Raw genomic sequence first — 22,333 nt, forward strand, 5'->3', positions numbered from 1 at the left:
TCATGAAGGCCGGCAACGACGAGGCGATCCAGGACGCGCGCGGTCCTCGGGAGGACACGCTCGCCGCGGACGGCAGCGGCGTCGTCCGGACCGGCTCGCCCGGGCGGACGGAGGCCTCGATCCAGGCGGGCCTCCCCGGTCGCTACGAGGACCTCGGCCCGATCGCGGGCGGCTCGTTCGGCGAGGTGCGGCGCGCGCGCGACACCGTGCTGGATCGCGTCGTCGCGATGAAGCTCTTGCGCGCCGAGCACGCGGGTGAGCCTCACCTGCGCCGCCGCTTCCTCGTCGAGGCGCAGATCACAGCGCAGCTCCAGCACCCCGGGATCGTCGCTCTCTACGATCGCGGCGAGCTCCCGGACGGGCGGCTGTGGTTCACGATGAAAGAGGTGCGCGGCCGCACGCTGCAAGACATCATCACCGAGCTCCACGCGAGCGCGAGCCCCGCGGGCTTTCGCGCCGCGCCCTCGGGCTGGACGTTCCGGCGCGTTGTCGACGCGTTCGCGCGCATCGCTCAGGCGATGGCCTACGCGCACAGCCGCGGCGTCGTGCACCGCGACCTCAAGCCGGATAACCTCATGGCCGGCGAGTTCGGCGAGGTGCTGGTGATGGACTGGGGCCTGGCGCGGCGGGTGGGCGCCGCGGACGCAGCCGAAGGCGGGATCAGCGGCCCTCCGGACGACGCGGGCTCGGCCGGGCTGACGCGTCATGGAGATATCGTCGGCACGCCCGCGTACATGCCGCCGGAGCAGGCCCGCGGGGACACTCGATTGCACGGCCCCGCCAGCGACGTCTATTCGCTCGGCGCTGTCCTTTATTGCCTGCTCGCCGGGCGGCCCCCTTATCGGGGCGACCACGCCAGGGAGGTGCTGGCAGCGCTCCTCGCGGGCCCGCCCGTGCCCGTGAGCGATGCCGCCGCCGGCGGGCCTGCCGTGCCGGCGGAGCTCGCCGCGATCGTGGAGCGCGCGATGCGCCCCGAGATCGAGCGACGCTACGAGAGCGCGGAGGCGATGGCCCGCGATGTCGTGGCGTGGTTGGACGGCGTGCGGCGGCGGGAGCAGGCGCTCGCGGCGCTGGAGCACGCGCGGGCGTTCGAGCCGGAGATCGCGGCGCTGCGCGCGCAGGCAGCGGCGACGGAGGCGCGGGCGCGGGCGGTCCAGAGCGAGCTCAGGCCGTTCGATCCCATCGAGAAGAAGCGCCCCGCGTGGGAGCTGGAGGACGAAGCGGGGCGCTCGGGCAGAGCCGCGGCGCTGCTCGAGACGCGGTGGCTGGAGGCCGTGCAAGGCGCGTTGAGCCAGGATCCCGACCTCTCCGAGGCACACGCGATGCTCGCGGATCACCACCGAGCGCGCCTGATCGAGGCGGAGCTCTCGCATCGAGACGAGGACGCAGCGCGCGCCGAGGAGATGTTGCGCGCCCACGATCGGGGCCGGAACGCCGCGTTCTTGCGGGGAGACGGGGCGGTGACGGTGGTGACGGATCCGCCGGGCGCGGAGGTGATCGTCGAGCGGTTCGTGCTGGAGGACCGGCGGCTCGTGCCGGTGCGCGAAGGGGTGCTCGGGCCGACTCCGCTTCTCGAGGTGCCGTTGAAGCGGGGGAGTTACCTGCTGCGGATCCGTGCGGCGGGGCGGGCGGAGGTCCGATATCCGGTGCTGATCGGGCGGGACGAGCACTGGGACGGCAGGGCTCCGGGGGAGGAGAGGCCGTATCCGATCATCATGCCGCGGGAGGGGGAGCTCGGGGCGGACGACGTGTACGTGCCGGCGGGGTGGTGCTGGATCGGCGGGGATGCGGTCACCCCCGACAGCTTGCCGCGCCGCCGGATCTGGGTCGACGCGCTCGTGATGCGCCGGTTCCCGGTGACCACGGGCGAATACATCGCCTTTCTGAACGACCTGGTCGCGACCGGACGCGAGGCGGAGGCGCTCGCCGCCTGCCCGAGGGCGCAGCTCGGCCTCGCGGAAGGAGGTGATGAGCCGGCATTGCTCCGGGACGAGCGCGGTCTCTTCGGGCTGCCTCCGGATCGCGAGGGGTTGTCCTGGCGGCTGGACTGGCCGGTGGTCCTCGTGGACTGGAATGCGTCGGCGGCCTACGCGCGCTGGCTGTGCGAGCGGACCGGCCTGCCGTGGCGGCTGCCCAACGAGCTCGAGCGTGAGAAGGCCGCGCGCGGCGTCGATGGTCGCTTCTTGCCGTGGGGCGATCACGTCGATCCGACGTTCGCGTGCGTCGTCGACGCGACCGCGGGAGAACCGGCGCGTGAAGGCGTGAAGGGGCACCCGTTCGACGAGAGCCCGTACGGGGTGCGAGGCCTCGCCGGGAACACGCGGGACTGGTGCAACAACGTCTGGAAGCACGAGGGGCCCGCCGTCGAAGGAGACCGGCTCCGGCCGGACGCTGCTGCGCCGGACGAGCCGGATTTCATGGTCATCAAGGGCGGCGCGTGGGCCAGCACGATGATGTACAGCCGCGCCGCTGCCCGCTTCGGCGGCCGTCCCCATGTCCGCCGGCCCGTGGTGGGGCTGCGGGTCGTGCGGCGCGCGCCTGGCGCGTGACGAGACGGAGAGCAGCTCCTCAAGGTCCAGATACAGACGTGGACCAGACCGACAACGACTCATTCTGAAATTGCATGAGCCGCGTGTCACCGACCAGCTTGAACACACGGTCGGTGAGAGTCGGCCGCTTGGCCCACGAGATCCTCCCGGACCAGGCGCCATTTAGCCTTGTCACATCGATCCTGAAGCCGCACACCCAGATCTCTCGGTCGTAGCAGACGTGATAATCGGCAGTTCGAGCAGACGGCAGCGGCCATTCCATATACACGGCGCATTTGAAGCTCACGGCCGTCATCGGGAAGGAAGGCCCATTGGCCCAGAGCTTCTCCGTCCTGGTCACCTCGATTCCACCGGTGTACGCCGTTGAATCGAACCTGGCACCCGTGATGTTCCAGTGCTCGGCGTTTGGAGTCCAGTTGTCCTGGACAGAGGTATTCGTGACGAGGACCTTCGCCAGCACGGCCTTCGTTATCTTGTCCTTCATCACATATTCGACGTAGCTGTTGGCGAGCTTGACCGAAGGGTCGAGCTGTCCGCCCGTCCGCGCCGCGTCGGGTCGCGCGCTCGTCGCTGCGCCGTCAGGCGGCCCATGGTGAAACACCGGCAGGCTCCCCAGCTCGTCCACGAGGATCGGGTGCTGCCGGAACGACAGCGCCTGGAGCAGCATCCTCGACCGGAAGAGGAGCTCGGTGTGCGACATCGTGCTTCGCTTGAACTGGCCGTCTTCTTTGATCTTCCACTGCTCCAGCGCCACGGTGATCGCCCACGTGAACGCGCCGTGCCAGTGCCCGCCCAGCATGGCCTGGTACGACGGCTCGTCGCGGCCCGACGCGCAGAACACCCGGCTCCCGATCTCCTTGTTCGCCCGAGGCGCCTTCGGCGAGGCCGACCCCGCCGGCGTGAGGGTGGCCGCCCGTTCGGCCTTGCCGGTCGGGTCGCTCGCGGCCGCGAAGCAGCAGTCGAGGATCACGGTGAGGTTATCGGTCGAGCGCTTGCCGACAGCGGAGTCGTCGTTTTCCTCGAAGATCCCGCGCAGCTCCGTGAAAGGTACGGCGCTCTCGAGGCCGGGGCCGGTGTCGGTCGGGCAGAGGGCGAGGTCACCCTCCACCTGCGCGCCGTGCCCGGAATACGTCATGATCCCCGGCAACGTCATCCACGCCTCGTCGACCTGAAAGTCGCCCCACGACAGCTTCAACCGGATCATGAGCCCCCTGGCCAGCCACCGGGCGCCCTCCTTCAGCTCCGACGAGGTGGCCTCCCGCAGGACCACGGTGAGCGCGTCCGGCTCTTGCCGCACGCTCGCCAGCCATCGCGCGACGGCGGCCGCTACCTCTCCCGCTGTTTCGCCCCGGATCTCGGCGCGCGCTGTCGCCTCCTCGTTCGCCAGCCACCGCCTGACACGGGCTTTGACCTGATCCTCGGTCTCACCGGGCGAGAGCTCTGGGACCAGCTCCAGCTCGGCCCGGACGAGCTCGTCCTCCGTGAGCACCGGGCTCGTGAGCACCCGGATGTTCGTGAAGCCTAGCCGGCGGCACACCTTCCAGTAGGCGAGCACGTCGTTGCGGCCCGCCAGCAGGTCCTTGCGGCCCGTCGCGTCGTGCGCCTTGTAGTCCTCGACGCCGACCAGCAGGGCGCCGCCGCGGAGCCTCGACACAACCTCCCTGGCGGCGGCGAGCGCGGGCTTCACGGCGTCCGGAAGGCCGGGGTGAACTGCGGTGTCGTTCTCGATCATGGGGTTCTCCATGGGGGTTGGATGCGTTGCGTGGCCCGCGGGCGAGGAGCGCTCCCGCGCCCCGGGTCAGCGCGACCATCGTGCAGCGAAGCGCCGGCTTTCGCGATCGTCATCCGCCATCGTGCATCGTCCGTCGCACGGCAATCCCCATGCCGCCCGTTGCTCCTCGTGCTGTCGCCTTGTTCTCTTCTGGGCGCCCGACCTCATGGGCCGGCGCGCGAGGATCGACCGTGCGCACAGCTGTGGCGCACGCTGTGCGGCCGCCGTGGCGCACGCTGTGCGGACGGCTGTGGCGCACGGCGGGATCGTCGAGGCGCACGCGACAGCGGCGCTCGCGGCGGCCGCGAAGAGCAGCCGAGAACCAGCGCTCCACCCCAGTGAGGGCGCTGGCACGGCTGCTGCAGTCGACCCAATCGAGGCGAGCAACGCAATCGACACTCACCGTGACTCGCCGCCCCTCACGGCAAATCGACGTGAGACGAACGTGAGCCGGCAAATCAGTTCAATCATCAACCACGAGGAGATCACCATGGGACAGGGCGCCAACATGACGGTCAACAACTTCTCTCCCTACGACATCCAGGTGGCGGTGGTGCGGAAGCACTGCATCTACCCGCAGAGCCCCAACGGCTACGGCGCGCCGGGCATCGACGCCTTCAACGTCCGGCTCCCGCACGGCGAGAGCCACGGCGGGTACATCGAGGACAAGAACACGTCGACCGGAGGCGACCTGTGCGCCACCGACACGGGGTACTTCGAGCTGAGCTTCACCGTCATGCGAGGCGACGTGCCGGATCCGCGGTACACGCTGTCCACGACGACGATCGTGATCCCACACGACCATTTCCAGCAGGGCGGTGACCACAAGAACGGGGCGGTGAAGGTCGATCTGATCTTCTTGCCCGGCAAACAGGACTCGATCACGATCGGCCTCAAGGACAACGTCTGACGCTCCGCCCGGGGGACCGGGCGGCACGAGTGAGGAGGGCGAGGACCGGAGAGCGCGACAGCGCCCCGGTCCCTCGCCCTCCGCCCCCGTTCGAAGCCAGCGCGGAGGACGTTCCATGAGATACGCCGATACGGAAGCATGCCAGTCTGGAGGGCACTGCCGCATCTGCCGCGATCCGGAGATGGGGCGCAAATTCCGCCTGCTCGTCCTGCAAGACTTCGAGGTGCCGGGGGGCACCGCCGACTTCGAGTGCCCGCACGGCATTCCGTGGGACACGGACGTCGAGGCGAGCCGGTTCGCGCGGGCGATCGAGCGCGGTCGGGCCGCGGCGCATGGAGCCCTGTCGGCGTTGAGGACGTCGCTGGGCGTGGGCCTCTTGCCGCGCCGAGCGGTCGAGGCGCGGCTGGCGGTGTGCCGCGCGTGCCCCGGCGGCCTCGCGGTCCTGCGCGGGGACGACGTCTACACGTGCGGCAAGCTGCTCGAGGTCCACAGGGAGCAAGGGCGCTCGACGTGCGGGTGTGTCCTTCGATTGAAGGCCGCTGACGCCGACGAGGACTGTCCCAACGGATGGTGGCCACGAGCTGGGTAGGCCAGCGATCAGGCCTGCCAGATCGCCAGGAGCCACACCGCGACCCCCGCCGCGCACACAGCGAGCCCCGGCACCGCCCGCGGCCACACCCACTGCCCCGTCACCGTGACCGCGCGCCGCACCACCCAGACGGCGCCCGCGACCCACGCCGCGAACGCCACGACGAGCGCGACGACCCAGCCGACCCGCGGCGCCTCGTCGCGCGCGAGCGCCGCGAGGTGCTGCCGCTCGACCGCCGCAGCGGGCTCGGTCCGGGTGCCCGGCGGGCGCGGCGCGGCCGCCGACAGGCGGGCGATGGCCGCGTTGGCCAGATCGAGGTCCTCCGCGTGCGGCGTCGTGAGCCACCGCGTCTCCAGGGCGGCCGTGCGCACCGCGCGCCACGCGAAGAGCGCCGTGTCGGCCTGACCGAGGCCCTCCGCGGCCGTCGCGAGCGCGATCAGCCGCTCGTACGCGACGCGGACGTGCGGCGCCCCGGGGGCGTACCAGCCCGCCGCGCGCCGCGCGTGGAGCGCCGCCGCGTGCGCGTCGCCGGCGCGCAGGGCGTCCGTGCTCTCCGCGATCTCCCGCTCGCCCGCGGCCACCACCCGCAGCGACGCCGCGCCGACGAGGAAGCCGGCGATCGCGAGGCCGCGCAGCGCGCCGAGCACGACAGAGAGCCTCACAGAAAGTCGCGTCTCTTGAAGACGAACGCCGCCACCAGAAGGAGAATGAGCGCCCACCCGGCGCACGTGATCGCCGCCCAGCCCAGGTACACGAGGAGGTTCGCGTCCGCGACCTCACCCGCGAGCAACGGGCGCGGCGGCACGTAGATCTGAAGGTTCGGGACGACCTTGGAGAAGGCGTGCGCCGCGGCGCTGATCTGGGGGCCGAAGTACTTCACCGGCAGCCGGGCGAGCGAGTCGGCGTTGCGCCCGATGAGGAAGACGCCCAGCGTGAGCAGCGACGACAGGAACGGCGTCGAGAACGACGAGAACAGCGTCGCCACAGCGGCGACGATGCCGACCTCGAGGAACGCGAGCGCGCTGCCCGCGAGCACGACGCGCCGCTCCGTCGGCGCGCCGCCCGAGAAGAGCACGCCGAGCACGAGGAAGACCGCCGCCCAGGGGATGAACCCGTACGTGCGCGCCAGCGGCGAGCGCCACGCCACGACCCCGAGCGCCGCGAGCGAGGCGGCCCCGGCGCCCGCCACGAGGGCCAGCGAGCGGCCGGCCAGCACGGCGCTGATCTGCAGCACGAGCCCGGCGTCGGCCAGGATGAACACCGCGAGCGTGAGCAACGTGCCGAGGTACTTGCCGACGAGGTGCTCGCCGCGGCGCACCGGGCGGGCCAGGATCGGGAAGATCGTCTTCTGCTCGAGCTCTCGGTACAGCGACGTCGCGCCGATGATGACCGCGACCGCGATGCTGAAGACCGAGATCGACGCGACGCCGAGGTCGCTGACGACCCGCGCCCCGTTGCGGAGCGTGTAGGCGCCGACGATGATCGAGTAGAACGCGACCGCGAAGGCGACGCCCGCGAGGCCGATGAGGATGCGCGCCCGAAGCGATTCCCGGTAGGTGTTGAGGGCGATCGCAGAGATGCGGCCGAACATCGGGGCGACGTTAGCAAGGGACGGGGGGAGCTTGAAAGGGCCGCGGGTCAGGAGCCGCGGGTCAGGGGCCGGCGTCGTCCCCGGGGTCGACGACCCGCACGTCCAGGAACCACAGGCCTTGCGCGAGCGCGTGGCCGTCGATCTGGAGGTAATAGACGCCGGGATCGAGCACGAGATCGAGGAAGCTCCGCTGGGGATCCGTACCGATCGTGCAGGAAAGCGGCATTTCGACCCCGGGACAGCCCGGGCCGCGGCGGACCGAGAGCAGCGTCTCGTAGCTCGATCCGGCCATGTCGAGCACGACCCGCCTTCGCCCGGTGAGCGTGAGCCGGAGGAGCTGGTCCCGGGCGCCGCCCTCCTCCGTGCCGGCGCGGTCGCAGCCGGCATTGAAGTCCGCGGCGGCGTTGGCCGTGTTGCCCTGGAAGAAGCCGCCGCTCTCCGGGATCTCCAGCGCCCCCGCGCACGCGTCGGAGAACGGCACGAGCGTCGGCGGCACCGCCGGCCGGACGAACGCCGTCACGCTCACGGGCTGGCCGAGCTGCGCCTCGGCCACGACGCGGTACGACCCCGGCGCGACGTTGCGCCGCGCGCTCCGGAGCGGCGTGACCTCGCCCACGCCGCACGCGAGCCGATCGCCCTCGCCGCCGCACGCCGGCGCGGACAGGGCGATCGCGCCGGAGTCGCCGGCCGACAGCTTCTCGACGAGCAGCACGTCGGACGCGACCGGCAGCTCGAGCGCGTACACAGCGTCGACGGCCGCAGGGCCGCAGCCGAGATCCACGTCGTCCTGGTGGCCGAGCAGCGACACGGAGACCGTCCGGTTCGGCGCGAGCGCGGCCGCCCCTTCGCACCGCTCGTCCGGCGGCGGCTCGGTCGGCGGCGAGAGCTCCAGCGTGACGAGCGCCGAGGTCGGCGCCGTCGCGGAGACCGCGACGGCGTACACCCCCGCAGGCAGCGCGCGCCGGAAGAGGTGCGGCGCCGCCGCCGTCTGGCAGGCGAGCTCGTCCTCCGGCAGCGCGCACGCGGCGCTCCGCAGCGAGAGCGATGGATCGCCGTCGCCGTCGGTCGAGATCGCGTAGAGGTCGACGTCCTGGGGCTCGGCGAGCTCGAAGGTGTACACGAGCTCCCCGAGCCCGGTCTCGCACGCGCTCCCGAGATCCCGGGCGGCGTCGAGGATCGTCGCCAGCGCCGGCGCGCCCGGCGAGAGGGGCGCCGCCGTGCCGCACGTCTCGTTCTCCGGCGCCGGCGTCGGCGGCAGGAACGCCACGTCGACGACGACCGGCGCGCCCACCTTCGTCGTCACGTAGAGCGGCAGCACCGTGGCCCGCTCGGGATCGCCGAGGCCGCGGGCCCGGAGCTTCGCGAGCTTGCCGCCGTCCGCCGTCTCGTGGGGCCCCCCGCACGCGATCTCGGTCGCGGCGTCGCCGCACTGCCCGGCGAGCGTCACGGCGACGTCCGTGGCCTCCGTCTCCTCGTCGGGGGCCTCCGTCCGCGCGGTCACCTCGACGTCGACCGGCGGCCCCGGCGGCAAGATCACCGCGGCCACGACGTCGTGCGTGCTCGCAGGGCGGGGCAGGCCGCACGAGCTCGCGTAGTGGAAGCCCGCGCCCGCCGTCGTCATCGCGTACGAGCCCGGCGCGGAGATCTCCAGCGCGTCCAGGCACGTGTCGTGCTCCGGAGACACGCAGCCGGCCTCGTCGGCGCGCCCGTCGCAGTCGTCGTCCCGATCGTTGCCGCAGACCTCGGGCTGCGCCGACGACACCGTGGGATCGGCGTCGTCGCAGTCGCCCCCGCCGCAGTGCTCGTCGGGATCGCCGTCGAGATCGGCGTCGCGCGGCGCGCTCTTGCACGCCTTGGTCGCCTCGTCGCAGGCGTCGATCGTGCAGGTGCTCTGATCGTCGCACGCGATCGGCGCGCCGGGCACGCAGCCGAGCCGCGGGTTGCAGCGCTCGACGCCGTCGCAGTAGACGTCGTTCTGGCAGGCGCTGTCGTCCGGCGTGAAACGGCACCGCCCGAGGGCGGTGTCGCACGCATCGAAGGTGCAGGGAAATCCGTCCTCGCACTGATCGTCGTCGACGCACGGGCCGCCCAGCGTCGGGTCCGCTGGAGCCTGCTCGCCGCCGGCGCCGCCTTCACCTCCCTCGCCGCCCGCTCCACCGGCGGCCGACGGGAAGGGGCTCGGGGCGCTCGAGGCGCAGGCGGCGCCGGCGAGCGCCGCCGCAGCGATCGCTCCCCAGAGGAGAGCGAGACGCGTCAAGGAGGAAGGCGTCAAGAAGGAGGAAGTGCGAGTCCGCATCGAACGAGGTGAGCGGCAATGAGCGTAGCAGGGCACCGCCACGTCTGGCATCATGGCGCGCGATTCCGCCGAGCGTCGCGGATAGAGGGAAAAACAGGGTGACCAGCGACAGATTGACCCGACCCGAGCTGACGTGGCTGCTGGCGCAGGAGGCGCGGAGCGCCGCCCAGAAGCTCCGCCAGGGCGTGGGGATGATCGCGACCGAGAGCGCGCCGCCGCCGACGCCGTCGCCGGACGACGGCTCGGGCGGCGTCGAGAGCACGCTCAACCGGCTCGACGAGGCGGTGAGCATGCTCGCCTCGCTCCACGGCCGCCCCATGCCGCGCGGGCGGCGCGGCCGCGTCGACCTGACCGCGCTCCTCTGGGAGGTCGCGCCCGAGGCGCGGGTGCAGATCGAGATGGGCGAAGGGACCACCGTGTTCGGCGACGAGACCGAGCTCCGGCGGATGCTCCAGGTGCTCATCGCGCAGGGCGGCGACCCCACGAGCCTGACCGGGGCGCCCGAGGTGAGCATCCACCGCGTCGGCGACGAGGTGAGCGTCCGGGTCAACCTCGGCCCGGAGACGCCCGTGAACTTCGAGACCGAGCGGGTGTGGCTGTCGCGCATGGCGCTGCGCTACGGCGGCCGGCTCGAGCTCGACGGCCAGATGCAGACGCTGACGCTGCCCGCCGAGGTCGATCTCCAGCGCCTCGAGGTCGAGAGCCTCAGGAAGGAGCTCGCCGCGGCGCAGGCGCAGGGCGAGGCCTACGCGCGCGAGCTCGCCGCGGTCTTCTCTCGGGCCGAGGGCGAGCGCGAGCGCGGGTCGCTGTCCAGCGTCATCTCGCGGCTCGGCGGCAGCGAGCCGGTGTCGCACCTGCCGCCGAGCGGCGACAGCCTCGCGGTGCTCGTCGCCGCGGTGCGCGTGCTCGGGACGCAGCTGCGCGGCATCCTCTCGGCGATCGGCCGCGACATCGCGCCGCTCCGGACCCACGGCGGCGACGCGGGCGAGACGGCCTCGTCGGTGGGGCGCCACGTGACCGCGGCGTCAGAAATCGTCAGTGATCTCGCGAGGTTGGGCGCGTGTCCGCTCCACGAGTTCCCGCGCCACTGCGACGTCGCCGACGTGCTCCGCGACGTCGTGAAGGACGATCTCGCGCGCGCGGCCCGCCACGACGTGCGCGTGGTGGTCGAAGCGCCGGAGACCACGCAGGAGGTGGTGCCGCAGGGCGCGCTGACGGTGCTGCTGCACGCGCTGCTCGATCACGCCATCAGCGCGTCGCCGCCGGGCAGCGAGGTGCTCGTCTCGCTCACCGAGGGCCCGAGCGGGGTCGAGATCACCTTCGACGACGCCGGGCCGCCGCTCCCGGCCGCGGCGCGGAGCGTCGTTCTGAGCCGCGACTTCGAGGCGGTCGCGCAGGGCCGCCCGCCGGCGCTGCCGCTCATCGCGGCGCACGCGATCGCCGCCCATACGAACTACGGTATCGCCATCGAGGATGGGCCGCGGGGGGATACCCGGGTGCGGCTCACGATCCCGCGATCGGGGTAGCGCCTCGTGGCAGAAATCCTGCCACGGCTCTGCCTCGCGAGCGGAGAGAGATTCAACGCAAAGGCGCCAAGAGCGCAAAGTCGCAAGAAGGCATGATATCTGTCCTTCGTTTGCGTCTTTGCGTCTTTGCGTCTTTGCGTCTTTGCGTCTTTGCGTCTTTGCGTTGAAATCTCGCCTGCTATCGCAGGAACGAGCTCGGCGGGAAATCGACGTCGAGGTTGAGCGTGGCGCCGCGCACGATATGGATGTCCTCCACCTGCAGCGTCGTGGTGACGGGGCGGTCGTCGCCGCGCTCCACGAGCGTCGCCGTGGCCGTGTAGTCATCGGGCGGGAGATCCACGGTGATGCTGAAGTCGTCGCAGCGCGCGTAGTCTCTCGCCACCTCGCGGCTGCCCCGGTAGATGATCAGCTCGAAATCCGCCCCTCCGCGGCTGTGCTGGGAGCAGGCCCGCGAATCCACCCGGTTGGCCACGGTCCACTCCATCGTCAGGCTCCCGACGGCCTGCGTGGGCGGCGGCCGGCGCTGGGCGCTCGGCTCCACGTCCAGGATGCACCCCAGGGCCAGGAAGCTCGATAGCGCGAGGCCGCAGAGGGGAAAGACGCTCTTCTCCTGATTCATCCTCGTACCCGTCCTTTCGCTGCTATCTCGCCGTCAGCGCGGTGTGTAGTAACGGCGCCCCCGCTCGCGCGGATAGCTCAGCTCACGCTCCGGCACGTACCGCGGCGACGTCCGGTACGTCTGCCTGTAGTGCTGGAGCTCCGTGGGCTCCTCCTCGAAGATGACCCAGCCCCGGTTCGTGGGGTAATACCAGCGGCCGTCGACCAGGTACGCATACGTCCCGCGGAAATAGACGCGCGGATAGGCGGCGATCTCCACCGGGACGATCTCGGCGCGCACCGCCGGAACGCCGGACACGACGAACCCACCCTCGGTCCCGACCGTGCCCATACACCCCATGAGCAGCGAGGCGCCGACCGCGAGCGCAGCCGCGGCGAGCGAGGCCCTCGTCACACAGAGAGATCTGGACCGCCCTCGCACGGGCGGAGTCACGTTGTTGCTCTGCTTCACGTCATTGCTCCTCGGAGCACAACTCAGCAACGCGAGTGCCAGCGCGGCGCGACTCGAGATCTCCGGATCTCCGCCGGCGCGGCGCTCAGCCCTCAGCGCGCCGCGCGGAGCGCGCCGGCGAGCGCGAGCGCGCGCTGGATCTCCGCCGACGTCACCAGGCCGATCACGCGCTCGCCCTCGTCGAGCACCGCGACCACGCTGGCCTCGCCGCTCGCCAGCGCGTCGAACGAGCGGGACGCGTCGTCGTCTGCGTGCGCTCTCGGCACATCCAGGGGCATCAGCGCGCCGACCGTCGCCGGCGCGACGCCGCCCTGCAGCAGGCGCGCGAGATCCCAGACCGTGATGACGCCGATCTCGCGGCGCCCCTCGCCACCCCGGGGATCGTCGATCACCCGCGCGCCGACCAGGTTGTGGCGCAGGAGCCGCTCGGCCACCGCGCGAGGGCTCTCGTCCGCATACGCCTCGCCGAGCCGATCGGTCATGAACCGCGCGACCGGGATGCCGCGGAGGAGCTCGTTCGTGCTGGAGCGCGCCTGCTCGGCCGACGCCCCCATGTAAACGAACATCGCGATGAGCACCAGGATCATGTTCCACGACAGCAAGCCGAAGAGCCCGAAGGCCACCGCCATCGCCTTGCCGGTCGCGGTCGCGATGCGCGTCGCGCGGGCCCGCCCGAGGCGGCGCAGGAGCAGCCCGCGCAGCACCCGGCCGCCGTCCATCGGGAAGGCCGGCAGCAGGTTGAACGCGCCGAGGAGCGCGTTCGTGATCGCGAAGGCCACGAGCGCGGCGCCGATCTCCGCCGGGGCCGGGAGCAGCCGATACGCGGCGTAGCTGGCGAGCGCGATACCGAAGCTCACGAGCGGCCCGGCGAACGCCATCCACGCCTCGTGCTCGGGATCGTCGCGCTCCATCTGCGAGACGCCGCCCAGCATCATCAGCGTGATCGCGCGCACCCGGATCCCGTTCTTGAGCGCGACGAACGAGTGGGCCAGCTCGTGCACGAGCACCGCCACGAACAGCCCGACAGCCAGGATCGCCCCCCAGGCGAGCGGCGGCAGGCGCATCTCCTCGCGTGGAATCCCGAGCGACGACGCGATCAACGAGAACTGCGACGACGCCGCCCACGCCACGTACGGCAGGAAAATCAGCAATGTGATGTGCAGCCGTATCGGGATTCCACGGATCCGCAGGACTGTCAGCCCCTGGTCGAACATGTGCCTCCTGATCCACGGGTACAGATGGGGCCGACAAGCACCTTCGCAAGCCGCCGAGACGGCGCCAATGCGCGGAAGACCAGGGCGCCGCGCAGCGCCGCCACACAATGCAGAGAGGCGCGCGGCGCTCCGAGGGCGCCAGCGCGCGTCCGTCCCAGGCGGGAATCACGGCGAGGGGCGCGTTCGGTGACGCGCGGCGCAGCGCGGCGCCCACGCCGCTCGCGGATTGGCGTAGCTTGGTGTGACCGAGGTCGTCATGCGCCAGCGCGTCCCCGATGCATTGATGGCAGCGAGCACGGAAGAGCTGACGAAGGTCGAGCTCGCGGTCCTGGATTCATCGCACTCGGGCGGCGTGCCCAGGGACCTCACGGGCCACGTGTTCGCGATCGGGCCCGTCGGCTCGGTGGACGGCGACCTGCCCAGATCGGACGGCGCGCCGATCCTCAATGGCAATGGGATGATCTACCGGCTCGACTTCGGCCGCGGCGGGGCGGTCCGGCTGACCTCGAAGATCGCGCGCACACCCTGCTATCACGCGGACGCCGCCTCGCGCCCCGGCACGCGCTTCGAGGCGCTGGGCTTCCGTGACGCAGGGCTGCTCCGCTTCTCGCCGCACCTCGGCCTGCGGAACCACCTCAACACCGCGTTCGTGACCCTGCACGCGCCGCGCGCCCCGGCGCGCCTGCTCGTCACGAGCGACACGGGCAGGCCCTACGAGATCGACCCGGCCACGCTGGAGCTCGTCACGCCGGTCGGACGCAACAGCACGTGGTACCCGGCCGCGCCCGTCGATCACCCCTTTCCGATGACGCTCTCGAGCGCGCATCCATGCTTCGACGCGGAGCGGGGCGAGCTCCTCACCGTCAACTACGGCCGCTCGCTCCTCCCCCTGTTCGTCGCGTCGCTGCCGCGGCTCGACGAGCTCCCGCGCTCCTGGGATCGGCTCGCCGCGGCGGCCGCGTCGATGATCGAGCAGCAGCTCGTCCGCCCGAGGGCGGATCGGATCGAGGCGTTCGCCAAGCGGGCGCTCGAGCTCTTGCCCGCGCGCCTCCGCTCGAGCGCGCCGCCGGGGCCGGGCGACCTGCTCGCGCGGCAAGCGGCGCGTTTCGGCGGCGTCGCGCTCGACGAGCCGGCGGGCGACTTCGTGCACCTCCTGCGATGGGACGGCCACAACGAGCCCGAGCGGCACGCGCTGGTCCTGCCGAGCGGCGCGCCGGTGCGCATCGAGCAGAGCGTGCACCAGATCGGGCTCTCGCGGCGCTGGGTCGTGCTCGCGGACACGGCCTTCAGGATCGGCCTGGAGAGCGTGGCGTTCCGGGGCTCCAAGGAGAGCCCCGGGGTCGAGCGCCTCGTGCGGTCGCTCCTGACGATGCCCCACGAGCCGAGCACGACGTTCTACCTGGTCCGGCGGGACGCGCTGCGGCCGGGCGGCGGGCCGGTCGTGGTGAAGCGGGTCGTCGTCCCGCTGGAGACTCTCCATTTCCTCGTCGACTACGAGGACGCGGGGGACCGCATCACCGTGCACGCGGCGCACAACTGCGCGACCGATCACGGGGAGTGGCTCCGGCCCTGCGATCGGCACGCCGCCGACAAGACGCCGGCGCCGCCGCGCCTGCGCGGCCTGTTCCCGCTCGGGCAGGCGGACGTGAACCGGATCGGCCGGTATACCCTCGATGCGGCGGCCGAGCGCGTCGTGGATCAGGCGGTGTTCGCCGATGCCGCGCGGGCGCTCGGCGTCGGCCTCTATGCGTACCGGGAGACGGGCGCGTCGTGGATGCCGCCCGATCGCCTCGAGAACGTCTACTGGCGCGGCGGCGGGATATGGGATGAGCTGTCGACCGAGTTCATCGACCGGCTCTACGCGGCGCACCCGCACAGGTCGCTCCCCCTCCCGGCGCTCCGCCGGATGCGCGCGGAGGGCGGCCACCCCGACAGCCTGTTCCGGTTCAACCACCGCGCGATGCGGATCGAGGATCGCTACGAGTTCCCGCGGCGCGACGTGGGGTGCTGGCTCAGCTCGCTGCAGTTCGTCCCGCGGCGCGGCGGCAGCGGGGCCGACACGGACGGGTACGTCGTCGCCATCGTCGCGGCGCCGCGCCGCGCGGAGGTCTGGATCTTCGACGCGACGAACCTGGCGCGAGGTCCGCTCTGCAAGCTGGGGCACCCGGCGTTCCGGCCAGGGCTGACCCTCCACACGGCGTGGCTCAACGCGGTCGCGCCGTGGAGGGCCGGATACAGGGTGCCGGTGCGGGAGGATTACGAGGAGTTCGTGGCGGAGGCCCCCGGGGACCAGGTGAAGGCGCTGTTCGAGGAAGAGGTCTATCCGCGGTTCGCGTGAGCCGCGGCGTGGGAAGGCCGCGAGCTGCGAGGCGGGGGCGCCTCGGCGCAGCGCGGGGGGACCTCGGCCCCGAGGCCGTCGACCCGCTCGAGCAGCACGCCCGTGGCGCCGTCTCCCAGGATCTCCGAGATCTGGTGGTTGCCCCACGGCTGCCCCGCGCGCAGGCGCCGCGACCGCACGTCGCTCGCCACGATGAGCACGCGCCGACAACCCCTGTCGAGGTGCCGATTCGCCAGCTCGACGGCCGCGGAAAAACCGCCCTGAGCGGGCGTGAGATCGATCGTCAGCTGGGGCACGAGGCCGGCCATGCACGCGGCGAAGGCCGCCTCGCCGGCGTCCCCTCCCGCGCCGTCGTCGGTCGTCATGATGAGGACATCGACGAAGGGATCGCGGAGCCGCCCCACCTCGATGAGCTCCCGCAGCACCGCCGCGGCCATGGAAAGCGTGGTCTCCGCGGCGCCGGCGAAGCGCCGCTCCGCGACGCCCGTCGTCTCGTGCAGCCAGTCCACCGAGTGAGGGAGACCGTAGCTGGTGACGAGCTCCTGGTTCGTGACGACGCGCTCCGGCAGATAGGCGGCGACAGCCGCGATGCGACGCTGGAACATGTTTCTGCTCTGTTACGGCGCCGCGACCGACGCGCGCCGCTCCTGCGAACCTTGGCCAGGGCAGCTCGATCCGGCGCTCCACCACCGCCGTTCGGCCAGCGCCGAGCACGCTGGAGAGCCAGCGTCCCGGACGACATGAGACAACCCGCCACCGAGTCGTCGAGAGCCGTGGGGCAAACTACACAACCGGATGCTCCCTCCCCGTCACCGACATCCTCCACTGGACCATTACCAGAACGTCCTGCGCAAGTGGGAATAACAGCCGATTCGACTCCGTCCGCCGCCGGAGCAGGAAAGCGGCGCAGCGGGAGGGGCCTGTTGCGACGCGGGCGGCATCGCCGCCGGCGCGCGCCGCATCGCGTCGCGCGCCGGCGGCCGATTCCGACCAGAAGCGACAATTCCGCTCTCACGGGCGAAGGGATGCACAAACGTGTCGGAACGCGAGGCGCTGAGCAGGCAGGGCGCAGGGCGCGTGTCTCGCCTGGACGGCGCCATCGAAGTCACCGGATCACGCCCCTTTGTGTCCAATCACATCCATCTGCGTCCGATCACGTCCGATCACGTCCGTTTGGGTTCGATCACGTCCAATTGCGTCCCGTGATGTCGATGGCTTCGTGAGCCCGCTCTTTTCTGGATCCGCAGGGAGGTTTTACCTGTTCGAGGACACCTCCGCTCGCCACGACCACCGCGCGATCCACGCCGCGGGGAACCGCCTTCGCGTCTTCCTTGTTCCCGCGCGGCCCCGCGGCGCGCGGCGGGACACCTTCTATCCTATCCATCGTAATCGCGACGCCGCTCCAGCGCGCGCCGCGCTCGCCCGGATCCACCACGATTGAATCGCGGAGAAATCCCAGGGGAGCGCAGATGCGAGGAGCGCCTGATTCGCGGTCGCCATCCCGCGAATCCATGCTGCTCGAAGCGGCAGCCTCTGCACAGAAGAGCGAGGCACACAGCCTGCTCTGTGGTGCACCAAGGTGTTCGGGGGCCGCAAGGCTCATCAGGGACACCGGGGAGGACCAATGATCTCGATTCACAAGACGATGGGCTTTGCGATGATGCTGGCGCTCGGTGCGGGGTGCGCGGTCGGCGCGGACGACGACTTCAACACGGATGACGAGAGCGTCGACTCCGCGAACAGCGCGCTGGAGGCGGACGAGCGCGGCGGGTACGCGACCCAGTCGCAGGCTCAGGCTCAGGTTGGCCAGATGGGGCCCAGCAAGCTCGGTCTGCCCCCCAGCAAGGGTCTGCCCTCGAAGGGCGTTCCGATGCTGCCCAGCAAGGGCGAGCTGCCCAGCAAGGGCGGGCTCCTTCCCAGCAAGGGTGAGTTTCCGACCAAGGGCCTCCCGAGCAAGGGCGGCTACCCGACCAAGGGCGGATACGCGCAGCAAGGCCCGGCGCAGCTCGGCCAGGCGCAGCTCGGCCAGGCGCAGCTCGGCCAGGCGTCGGAGCTCTCGCAGGCTCAGCTCGGCCAGGCGCAGATCGGACAGGCGGGCCCGGCGCAGATCGGGCAGGCGGGCCCGGCGCAGATCGGCCAAGCCGGCCTCGGGCAGACGGGCGTGGTCGGGCAGGAGACCGGGCAGCGTGAGGGCGAGCGCTGCATCGGCGGCTTCGGCGGCGGCTGGGGCGGCTTCGGCTGGGGCGGCTTCGGCTGGGGCGGCCTCGGCTTCGGCGGCGCCTGCGGCTTCGGCGGCGGCGCCATCGTCTCCTCGTTCACGAACTGCACGACGTCCATCGTCCCGATCGGCGGCTTCGGCGGCTGGGGCGGCTTCGGCGGCCTCTGCGGCGGCTTCGGGTGGTGATCTGACCCCATCGTGCTGGCCGGCGCCTGGGACTCCGCGTCGCAGGATCCCTCGGCGCCGCGCCAGCCCCTCCTTCCTACACACCTGCACGACACACCTACAGAACTCGTGAGCGCCGGCCGCCTGGGGTTGGATATCCCGGGCTGCCGGCAGCCGCCTCTCCCTTCCACCGCTCGCGCACGAGCCACGCCCCGCCGCTCGCCGGCGGGGAGCGCGCGAGGACCCGGATCCGACCTTCAGCCGCCCTGACCGAGCGCGCGATCCAGGTAGAACGCCGCGCTGACCAGGCCGAGGTGGGTGAACGCCTGGGGGAAGTTGCCGAGCAGCTCTCCGCTCGGCCCGATCTGCTCGGAGTAGAGCCCGAGGTGGTTGGCGTACGTCAGCATCTTCTCGAAGATGAAGCGCGCGTCGTCGAGGCGGCCAGCGCGCGCGAGGGCCTCGACGAGCCAGAAGGTGCAGATGCTGAACGTGCCCTCCTTGCCGGTCAGGCCGTCGCCCGCGCCCTTGCCGAGCTCGTAGCGGTGGACGAGCGTGTCGCTCGCGAGCTCCTCGAGGGTGCGGTCGAGCGTGCCGAGGATGCGCGGGTCGGTGGGGGAGATGAAGCGCATGAGCGGCATGAGCAGGTTGCTCGCGTCGAGCGCGGCCCCGCCGAAGGCCTGCACGAACGTCCTCCGCTGCGCGTCCCAGCCGCGCGCCATGATCGCCTCGTAGATGTCGTCGCGCGCGCACGCGACGCGCTGCCGGTCGAGCGGCAGAGAGCGCTTGCTGCTGAGCCGCAGCGTCCGGTCGAGCGCGACCCAGCACTGGAGCTTCGAGTAGACGAACTGCTGCCTGCCGCCGCGCACCTCCCAGATGCTCTCGTCTTCCTGCTCCCAGCTCTGACACACCCAGTAGGCCATGCGCCGGAGCTCACGCCAGAAATCATAGGAGATGGGAGATCCGTATTTGTCGAAGAGATACACCGAGTCGATGAGCTCGCCATAGATGTCGAGCTGGAGCTGCGTCGTCGCCCCGTTGCCGACGCGGACCGGCCGGGACCCGCGGTAGCCGTCGAGGTGGGTGAGCGCGACCTCGGGGAGCTCGTGGCGTCCGTCGATACCGTACATCAGCTGCAGCGGCCCGGTGGGGCCGTCCTCCTCGGAGACGCGGGCACTCAGCCATTCCATGAAGCGCGCGGCCTCCTCCGTGTAGCCGAGCCGGAGGAAGCCGTAGAGCGTGAACGCGGCGTCGCGCACCCAGACGTAGCGATAGTCCCAGTTGCGGACCCCGCCGATCGCCTCGGGCAGGCTGGTCGTCGCCGCGGCGACGATCGCGCCGGTCGGCTCGAACGTGAGCAGCTTGAGGACGAGCGCCGAGCGATCGACCATCTCGCGCCAGCGCCCCTTGTAGCGCGAGCGGGCGAGCCACGACCGCCAGAAGGCGACCGTGCGCCGGAGGGCGTCGTCGCCGTCGATCGGCGTGGCGAGCAGATCGGCGCTGGCCGTCCAGTCCTCGACCTGGCGCAGCGAGAACGTGGCCGACTCGCCGGGCTGGAGCACGAAGTCGGCGGTGACGCCGCCGGCGCCGTCGCTCGACAGGGGGACCGAGCTGATGAGCGCCAGGTCGATGCCATCGGAGTCGAAGACGGCGCCGCGCGGGTCGTCGAGGATCAGGCGGTGGGGGCGGCGGGCGAAGTCGATCGCGGGGCGGCAGGCGAGCCGGAAGCGCACCGCGCCGCGGACGGCCCGCGCGACGCGGACGATCTGGTGCATCCCGCGGCGGTAAGCGCCGTACGTGTCCCGGTGGATCGGCATGAAATCGCAGACCTCGCTGACGCCTTCCACGTCGAGGAACCGCGTGAGCAGGACGTTGGTGTCGGGCATGTACATCTGCTTGTTGCGCGACGTGCCGTTCGCCGCGGAGAGCGCGAAGCGGCCGCCGCGCTCGTCGTCCAGGATGGCCGCGAACACGCTCGGCGAGTCGAAATTCGGGAGGCAACACCAGTCGATGGATCCATCCATCCCGACCAGCGCGACGGAGTGCATGTCGCCGATGACGCCGTAGGACTCGATGGGCTTGTAGGGCATGGCCTCTCCATAGGGCTCGCTCGGCGGAGCGGAACCCGCCTCTCGTGGACCCTCCGCTCTACCCCCTCACGCCCCTCACGATCTCGGCGGCAGGCGCGAGAGCTTCCGCTGGAGCGAGCGGCGGTGCATCCTGAGCTTGCGCGCTGCCTCCGAGATGTTCCCCTCGCAGTCCGCGAGCACGCGCTGGAGGTACTCCCACTCCACCCGCTCGAGCGACGGCAGGTCCTCGTCGCCCCGCGCGGCAGGGTCGACGCCGAGCAGCGACCGCGCGCACCGGGCCGCGTCCACCGGCTTGGTCAGGTAATCGACCGCCCCGGCCCGGATCGCCGCCACCGCGTTCGCGATCGTGCCGTATCCGGTGAACACCACGATACGGATGCCGTCATCCATGCTCCGCAGCGTCCCCACGAGATCGATCCCGCTCTGCCCTGGCATCCGGACGTCCACGAGCGCGTACTCGAACACGTGCCCTCGCGCCATCGCCGCGGCCTCCTCGGCGCTTTCGGCGAGGGACACCGCGAACCCGCTCTTGCCGAGCGCCTGCCCGAGCGCGGTCCGGAAGGTCGCGTCGTCATCGACGATGAGCAGCGTCGGATCGCCGGCGGCCTCGGAGCTCATGAGTCCACCGGCGCGAGGCGCAGGGCGACGCGCGTGCCGCGCTCGCCAGACCCCTGCCTCGGCGACACCGTGAGGCAGCCGCCGACCTGCTCGATGAGCGTCCGCACGAGGTAGAGCCCGAGGCCCATGCCCTCGCCGGGCGCCTTGGTGGTCACGAACGGCTCGCCGAGCCGCCCTTCCAGGCCCGGCGCGACGCCCGCGCCGCCGTCCTCGACGCTGATCACGGGCGCGCCGCCCTCGTCGCCGACGGTGACCACGATCGGCTCCGCGACCGCGGGGCTCGGCCCGAGCGCCTCGAGCGCGTTGTCGAGCAGCGCGAACAGCGCCGCCTCGACGTCGGCCGCGTCGAGCGGCACCGTGCGGCGCGGCGCGAGATCGCCCCGCACCTCGACCGCGACGCCGGGGTGCGCCGCCTGCCAGGCCTGCACGCCGCGCCGTGCCGCCTCGCCGACCTCGACCCCGGCGCGCAGGTCGCTCGCCCGGACGTCCGCCCGCATGCGCGCGATCACCACGCGGCAGCGCTCGACCTGCTCCGCGATCGTCCGGGCGCGGCGCTGCGCGGCGTCGCTCGATCCGGGATCGCCGAGGCTCTCCCCGGCGAGCACCGCGATCGTGCCGAGCGGGGTGCCGAGTTCGTGGGCGGTGCCGGCCGCGAGCGCGCCGAGCGCCTGGAAGCGGGACGCCTCCTCCGCGCGCCGGCGCAGCGCCGCGTTCTCGGCCGCGCTCTCGTCGAGCGCGCGGCGGATCTTCAGGAGGACGTGGGCGACGAGCGCCGCGCTCAGCACGAAGGCGAGGAGCATCCCGTAGAGGTGGGTGGAGAACGCGCCGTGCTCCGGGTGGCTCGGGCAGCACGCGCCGGCGGGGAGCGCGAAGAGCGCCGCGAAGAGGCAGGCCGCGAGCGCGGCGAGCGCGAAGGTCGTCCGCGGCGGCAGGAGCGCCGCGGCGAGGGCGACGTGCACGAAGAAGAGGGCGCTGAACGGGTTGCCCGCGCCGCCCGACGCGGCGAGGACCCCGGCGATCGCGACGAGATCGAGCGCCACGACGCCGGCGACGACGGCGCTCTCCGCGCCCCGATCCGACCGCACCCGCCGGTCGAGGGCGAGGTTGAGCCCGGCGGCCAGCGCCAGGATGGGCACGGCGATGGCGTACCGGACGTGATAGCCGAACAGCGCCTCGTCGACGGCCAGGGTCGCCGCGAGCAGCGCGAACACCGCCCAGCGCAGTCCGACGAGCCACCGGAGGACGATCCTGCCCGCCGGCGCCCGCTCCAGGGAAGCTTCGTGCGTCACGGCGGGAGCATAGCGCGAACACGGACGATCCCTCCCGTGCGACGGCGCGCCGTCAGGCCCGCGCCGGTCCGCGCCGAGCGGCAGGATTGCGATGCCGAGCCCC

18 protein-coding genes are annotated in these 22,333 nt (G+C 71.9%); 6 read left to right on the forward strand and 12 right to left on the reverse strand.

Features of this window, described 5'->3' with window-relative positions; all coding sequences use genetic code 11:
• Window positions 1-2: 2 nt before the first annotated feature.
• Window positions 3-2,549, forward strand: coding sequence for a bifunctional serine/threonine-protein kinase/formylglycine-generating enzyme family protein (locus WMF14_RS43350; RefSeq protein ID WP_437796299.1), 2,547 nt, complete (start codon window positions 3-5; stop codon window positions 2,547-2,549).
• A gap of 19 nt (window positions 2,550-2,568) precedes the next feature.
• Here the strand turns inward: WMF14_RS43350 and WMF14_RS43355 are convergent, their stop codons facing one another.
• Window positions 2,569-4,281 (reverse strand): caspase family protein, encoded by a 1,713-nt coding sequence (locus tag WMF14_RS43355; RefSeq protein WP_437796300.1) that lies wholly within the window; start codon window positions 4,279-4,281, stop codon window positions 2,569-2,571.
• 484 nt (window positions 4,282-4,765) lie between these two features.
• On the opposite strand from WMF14_RS43355, the gene WMF14_RS43360 reads away from it, so the two are divergent.
• Together WMF14_RS43360 and WMF14_RS43365 are read left to right on the forward strand one after the other, a co-directional pair.
• Window positions 4,766-5,230, forward strand: coding sequence for a hypothetical protein (locus tag WMF14_RS43360; RefSeq protein ID WP_437796301.1), 465 nt, complete (start codon window positions 4,766-4,768; stop codon window positions 5,228-5,230).
• Window positions 5,231-5,345: 115 nt separating this feature from the next.
• A complete protein-coding gene (locus WMF14_RS43365) occupies window positions 5,346-5,819 on the forward strand; it encodes a hypothetical protein (RefSeq protein ID WP_437796302.1) in 474 nt (157 codons plus the stop codon).
• 8 nt (window positions 5,820-5,827) lie between these two features.
• Here WMF14_RS43365 and WMF14_RS43370 read toward each other — a convergent pair whose 3' ends face one another.
• The 3 genes from WMF14_RS43370 to WMF14_RS43380 form a co-directional block, all read right to left on the reverse strand.
• The gene (locus WMF14_RS43370; protein ID WP_437796303.1) at window positions 5,828-6,481 is read right to left on the reverse strand and encodes a hypothetical protein; all 654 of its coding nucleotides are present in this window, start codon (window positions 6,479-6,481) and stop codon (window positions 5,828-5,830) included.
• Window positions 6,478-7,410 (reverse strand): ABC transporter permease, encoded by a 933-nt coding sequence (locus tag WMF14_RS43375; RefSeq protein ID WP_272102033.1) that lies wholly within the window; start codon window positions 7,408-7,410, stop codon window positions 6,478-6,480. The genes WMF14_RS43370 and WMF14_RS43375 overlap by 4 nt, the downstream gene beginning before the upstream one ends.
• Before the next feature lie 61 nt (window positions 7,411-7,471).
• Window positions 7,472-9,667 (reverse strand): MopE-related protein, encoded by a 2,196-nt coding sequence (locus tag WMF14_RS43380; RefSeq protein ID WP_437796304.1) that lies wholly within the window; start codon window positions 9,665-9,667, stop codon window positions 7,472-7,474.
• Window positions 9,668-9,804: 137 nt separating this feature from the next.
• Between WMF14_RS43380 and WMF14_RS43385 the strand changes: the two genes are divergently transcribed.
• Window positions 9,805-11,232: a sensor histidine kinase gene (locus WMF14_RS43385; RefSeq protein ID WP_437796305.1), complete on the forward strand. Its 1,428-nt coding sequence runs from the start codon at window positions 9,805-9,807 to the stop codon at window positions 11,230-11,232.
• Window positions 11,233-11,410: 178 nt separating this feature from the next.
• Here WMF14_RS43385 and WMF14_RS43390 read toward each other — a convergent pair whose 3' ends face one another.
• From WMF14_RS43390 to WMF14_RS43400, 3 genes are all read right to left on the reverse strand, one after another.
• Complete coding sequence (locus WMF14_RS43390; protein ID WP_437796306.1) at window positions 11,411-11,851, reverse strand: hypothetical protein; 441 nt, start codon at window positions 11,849-11,851, stop codon at window positions 11,411-11,413.
• Window positions 11,852-11,884: 33 nt separating this feature from the next.
• Entirely contained in the window at window positions 11,885-12,301 is a 417-nt protein-coding gene (locus WMF14_RS43395; RefSeq protein WP_437796307.1) for a hypothetical protein, read from the reverse strand.
• A 92-nt stretch (window positions 12,302-12,393) separates the two neighbouring features.
• The gene (locus tag WMF14_RS43400; RefSeq protein WP_437796308.1) at window positions 12,394-13,515 is read right to left on the reverse strand and encodes a site-2 protease family protein; all 1,122 of its coding nucleotides are present in this window, start codon (window positions 13,513-13,515) and stop codon (window positions 12,394-12,396) included.
• Between the two features lie 256 nt (window positions 13,516-13,771).
• Between WMF14_RS43400 and WMF14_RS43405 the strand changes: the two genes are divergently transcribed.
• Window positions 13,772-15,853 carry a carotenoid oxygenase family protein gene (locus tag WMF14_RS43405; protein ID WP_437796309.1) on the forward strand — a complete coding sequence of 694 codons (2,082 nt, stop codon included), beginning with the start codon at window positions 13,772-13,774 and terminating at the stop codon, window positions 15,851-15,853.
• On the opposite strand, the gene WMF14_RS43410 is transcribed toward WMF14_RS43405, so the two are convergent.
• Window positions 15,835-16,458 (reverse strand): hypothetical protein, encoded by a 624-nt coding sequence (locus WMF14_RS43410; protein ID WP_437796310.1) that lies wholly within the window; start codon window positions 16,456-16,458, stop codon window positions 15,835-15,837. The two genes, WMF14_RS43405 and WMF14_RS43410, sit on opposite strands and share 19 nt — an antisense overlap.
• A 578-nt stretch (window positions 16,459-17,036) precedes the next feature.
• Entirely contained in the window at window positions 17,037-17,366 is a 330-nt protein-coding gene (locus WMF14_RS43415) for a hypothetical protein (RefSeq protein WP_437796311.1), read from the reverse strand.
• Window positions 17,367-17,477: 111 nt separating this feature from the next.
• Between WMF14_RS43415 and WMF14_RS43420 the strand changes: the two genes are divergently transcribed.
• The gene (locus WMF14_RS43420) at window positions 17,478-18,257 is read left to right on the forward strand and encodes a hypothetical protein (RefSeq protein ID WP_437796312.1); all 780 of its coding nucleotides are present in this window, start codon (window positions 17,478-17,480) and stop codon (window positions 18,255-18,257) included.
• A gap of 236 nt (window positions 18,258-18,493) precedes the next feature.
• Here the strand turns inward: WMF14_RS43420 and WMF14_RS43425 are convergent, their stop codons facing one another.
• From WMF14_RS43425 to WMF14_RS43435, 3 genes are all read right to left on the reverse strand, one after another.
• Window positions 18,494-20,323, reverse strand: coding sequence for a glycoside hydrolase family 15 protein (locus WMF14_RS43425; RefSeq protein ID WP_437796313.1), 1,830 nt, complete (start codon window positions 20,321-20,323; stop codon window positions 18,494-18,496).
• Between the two features lie 75 nt (window positions 20,324-20,398).
• Window positions 20,399-20,941, reverse strand: coding sequence for a response regulator transcription factor (locus WMF14_RS43430; protein WP_272102024.1), 543 nt, complete (start codon window positions 20,939-20,941; stop codon window positions 20,399-20,401).
• Window positions 20,938-22,230, reverse strand: a complete 1,293-nt coding sequence (locus WMF14_RS43435) for a sensor histidine kinase (protein ID WP_437796314.1) — start codon at window positions 22,228-22,230, stop codon at window positions 20,938-20,940. Before WMF14_RS43435 ends, WMF14_RS43430 begins: the two co-directional genes overlap by 4 nt.
• Between the last annotated feature and the right edge of the window lie 103 nt (window positions 22,231-22,333).

Origin of the sequence: Sorangium sp. So ce693 (genome assembly GCF_051521375.1) — a bacterium.
Taxonomy (GTDB): Bacteria; Myxococcota_A; Polyangia; order Polyangiales; family Polyangiaceae; genus Sorangium; species Sorangium atrum.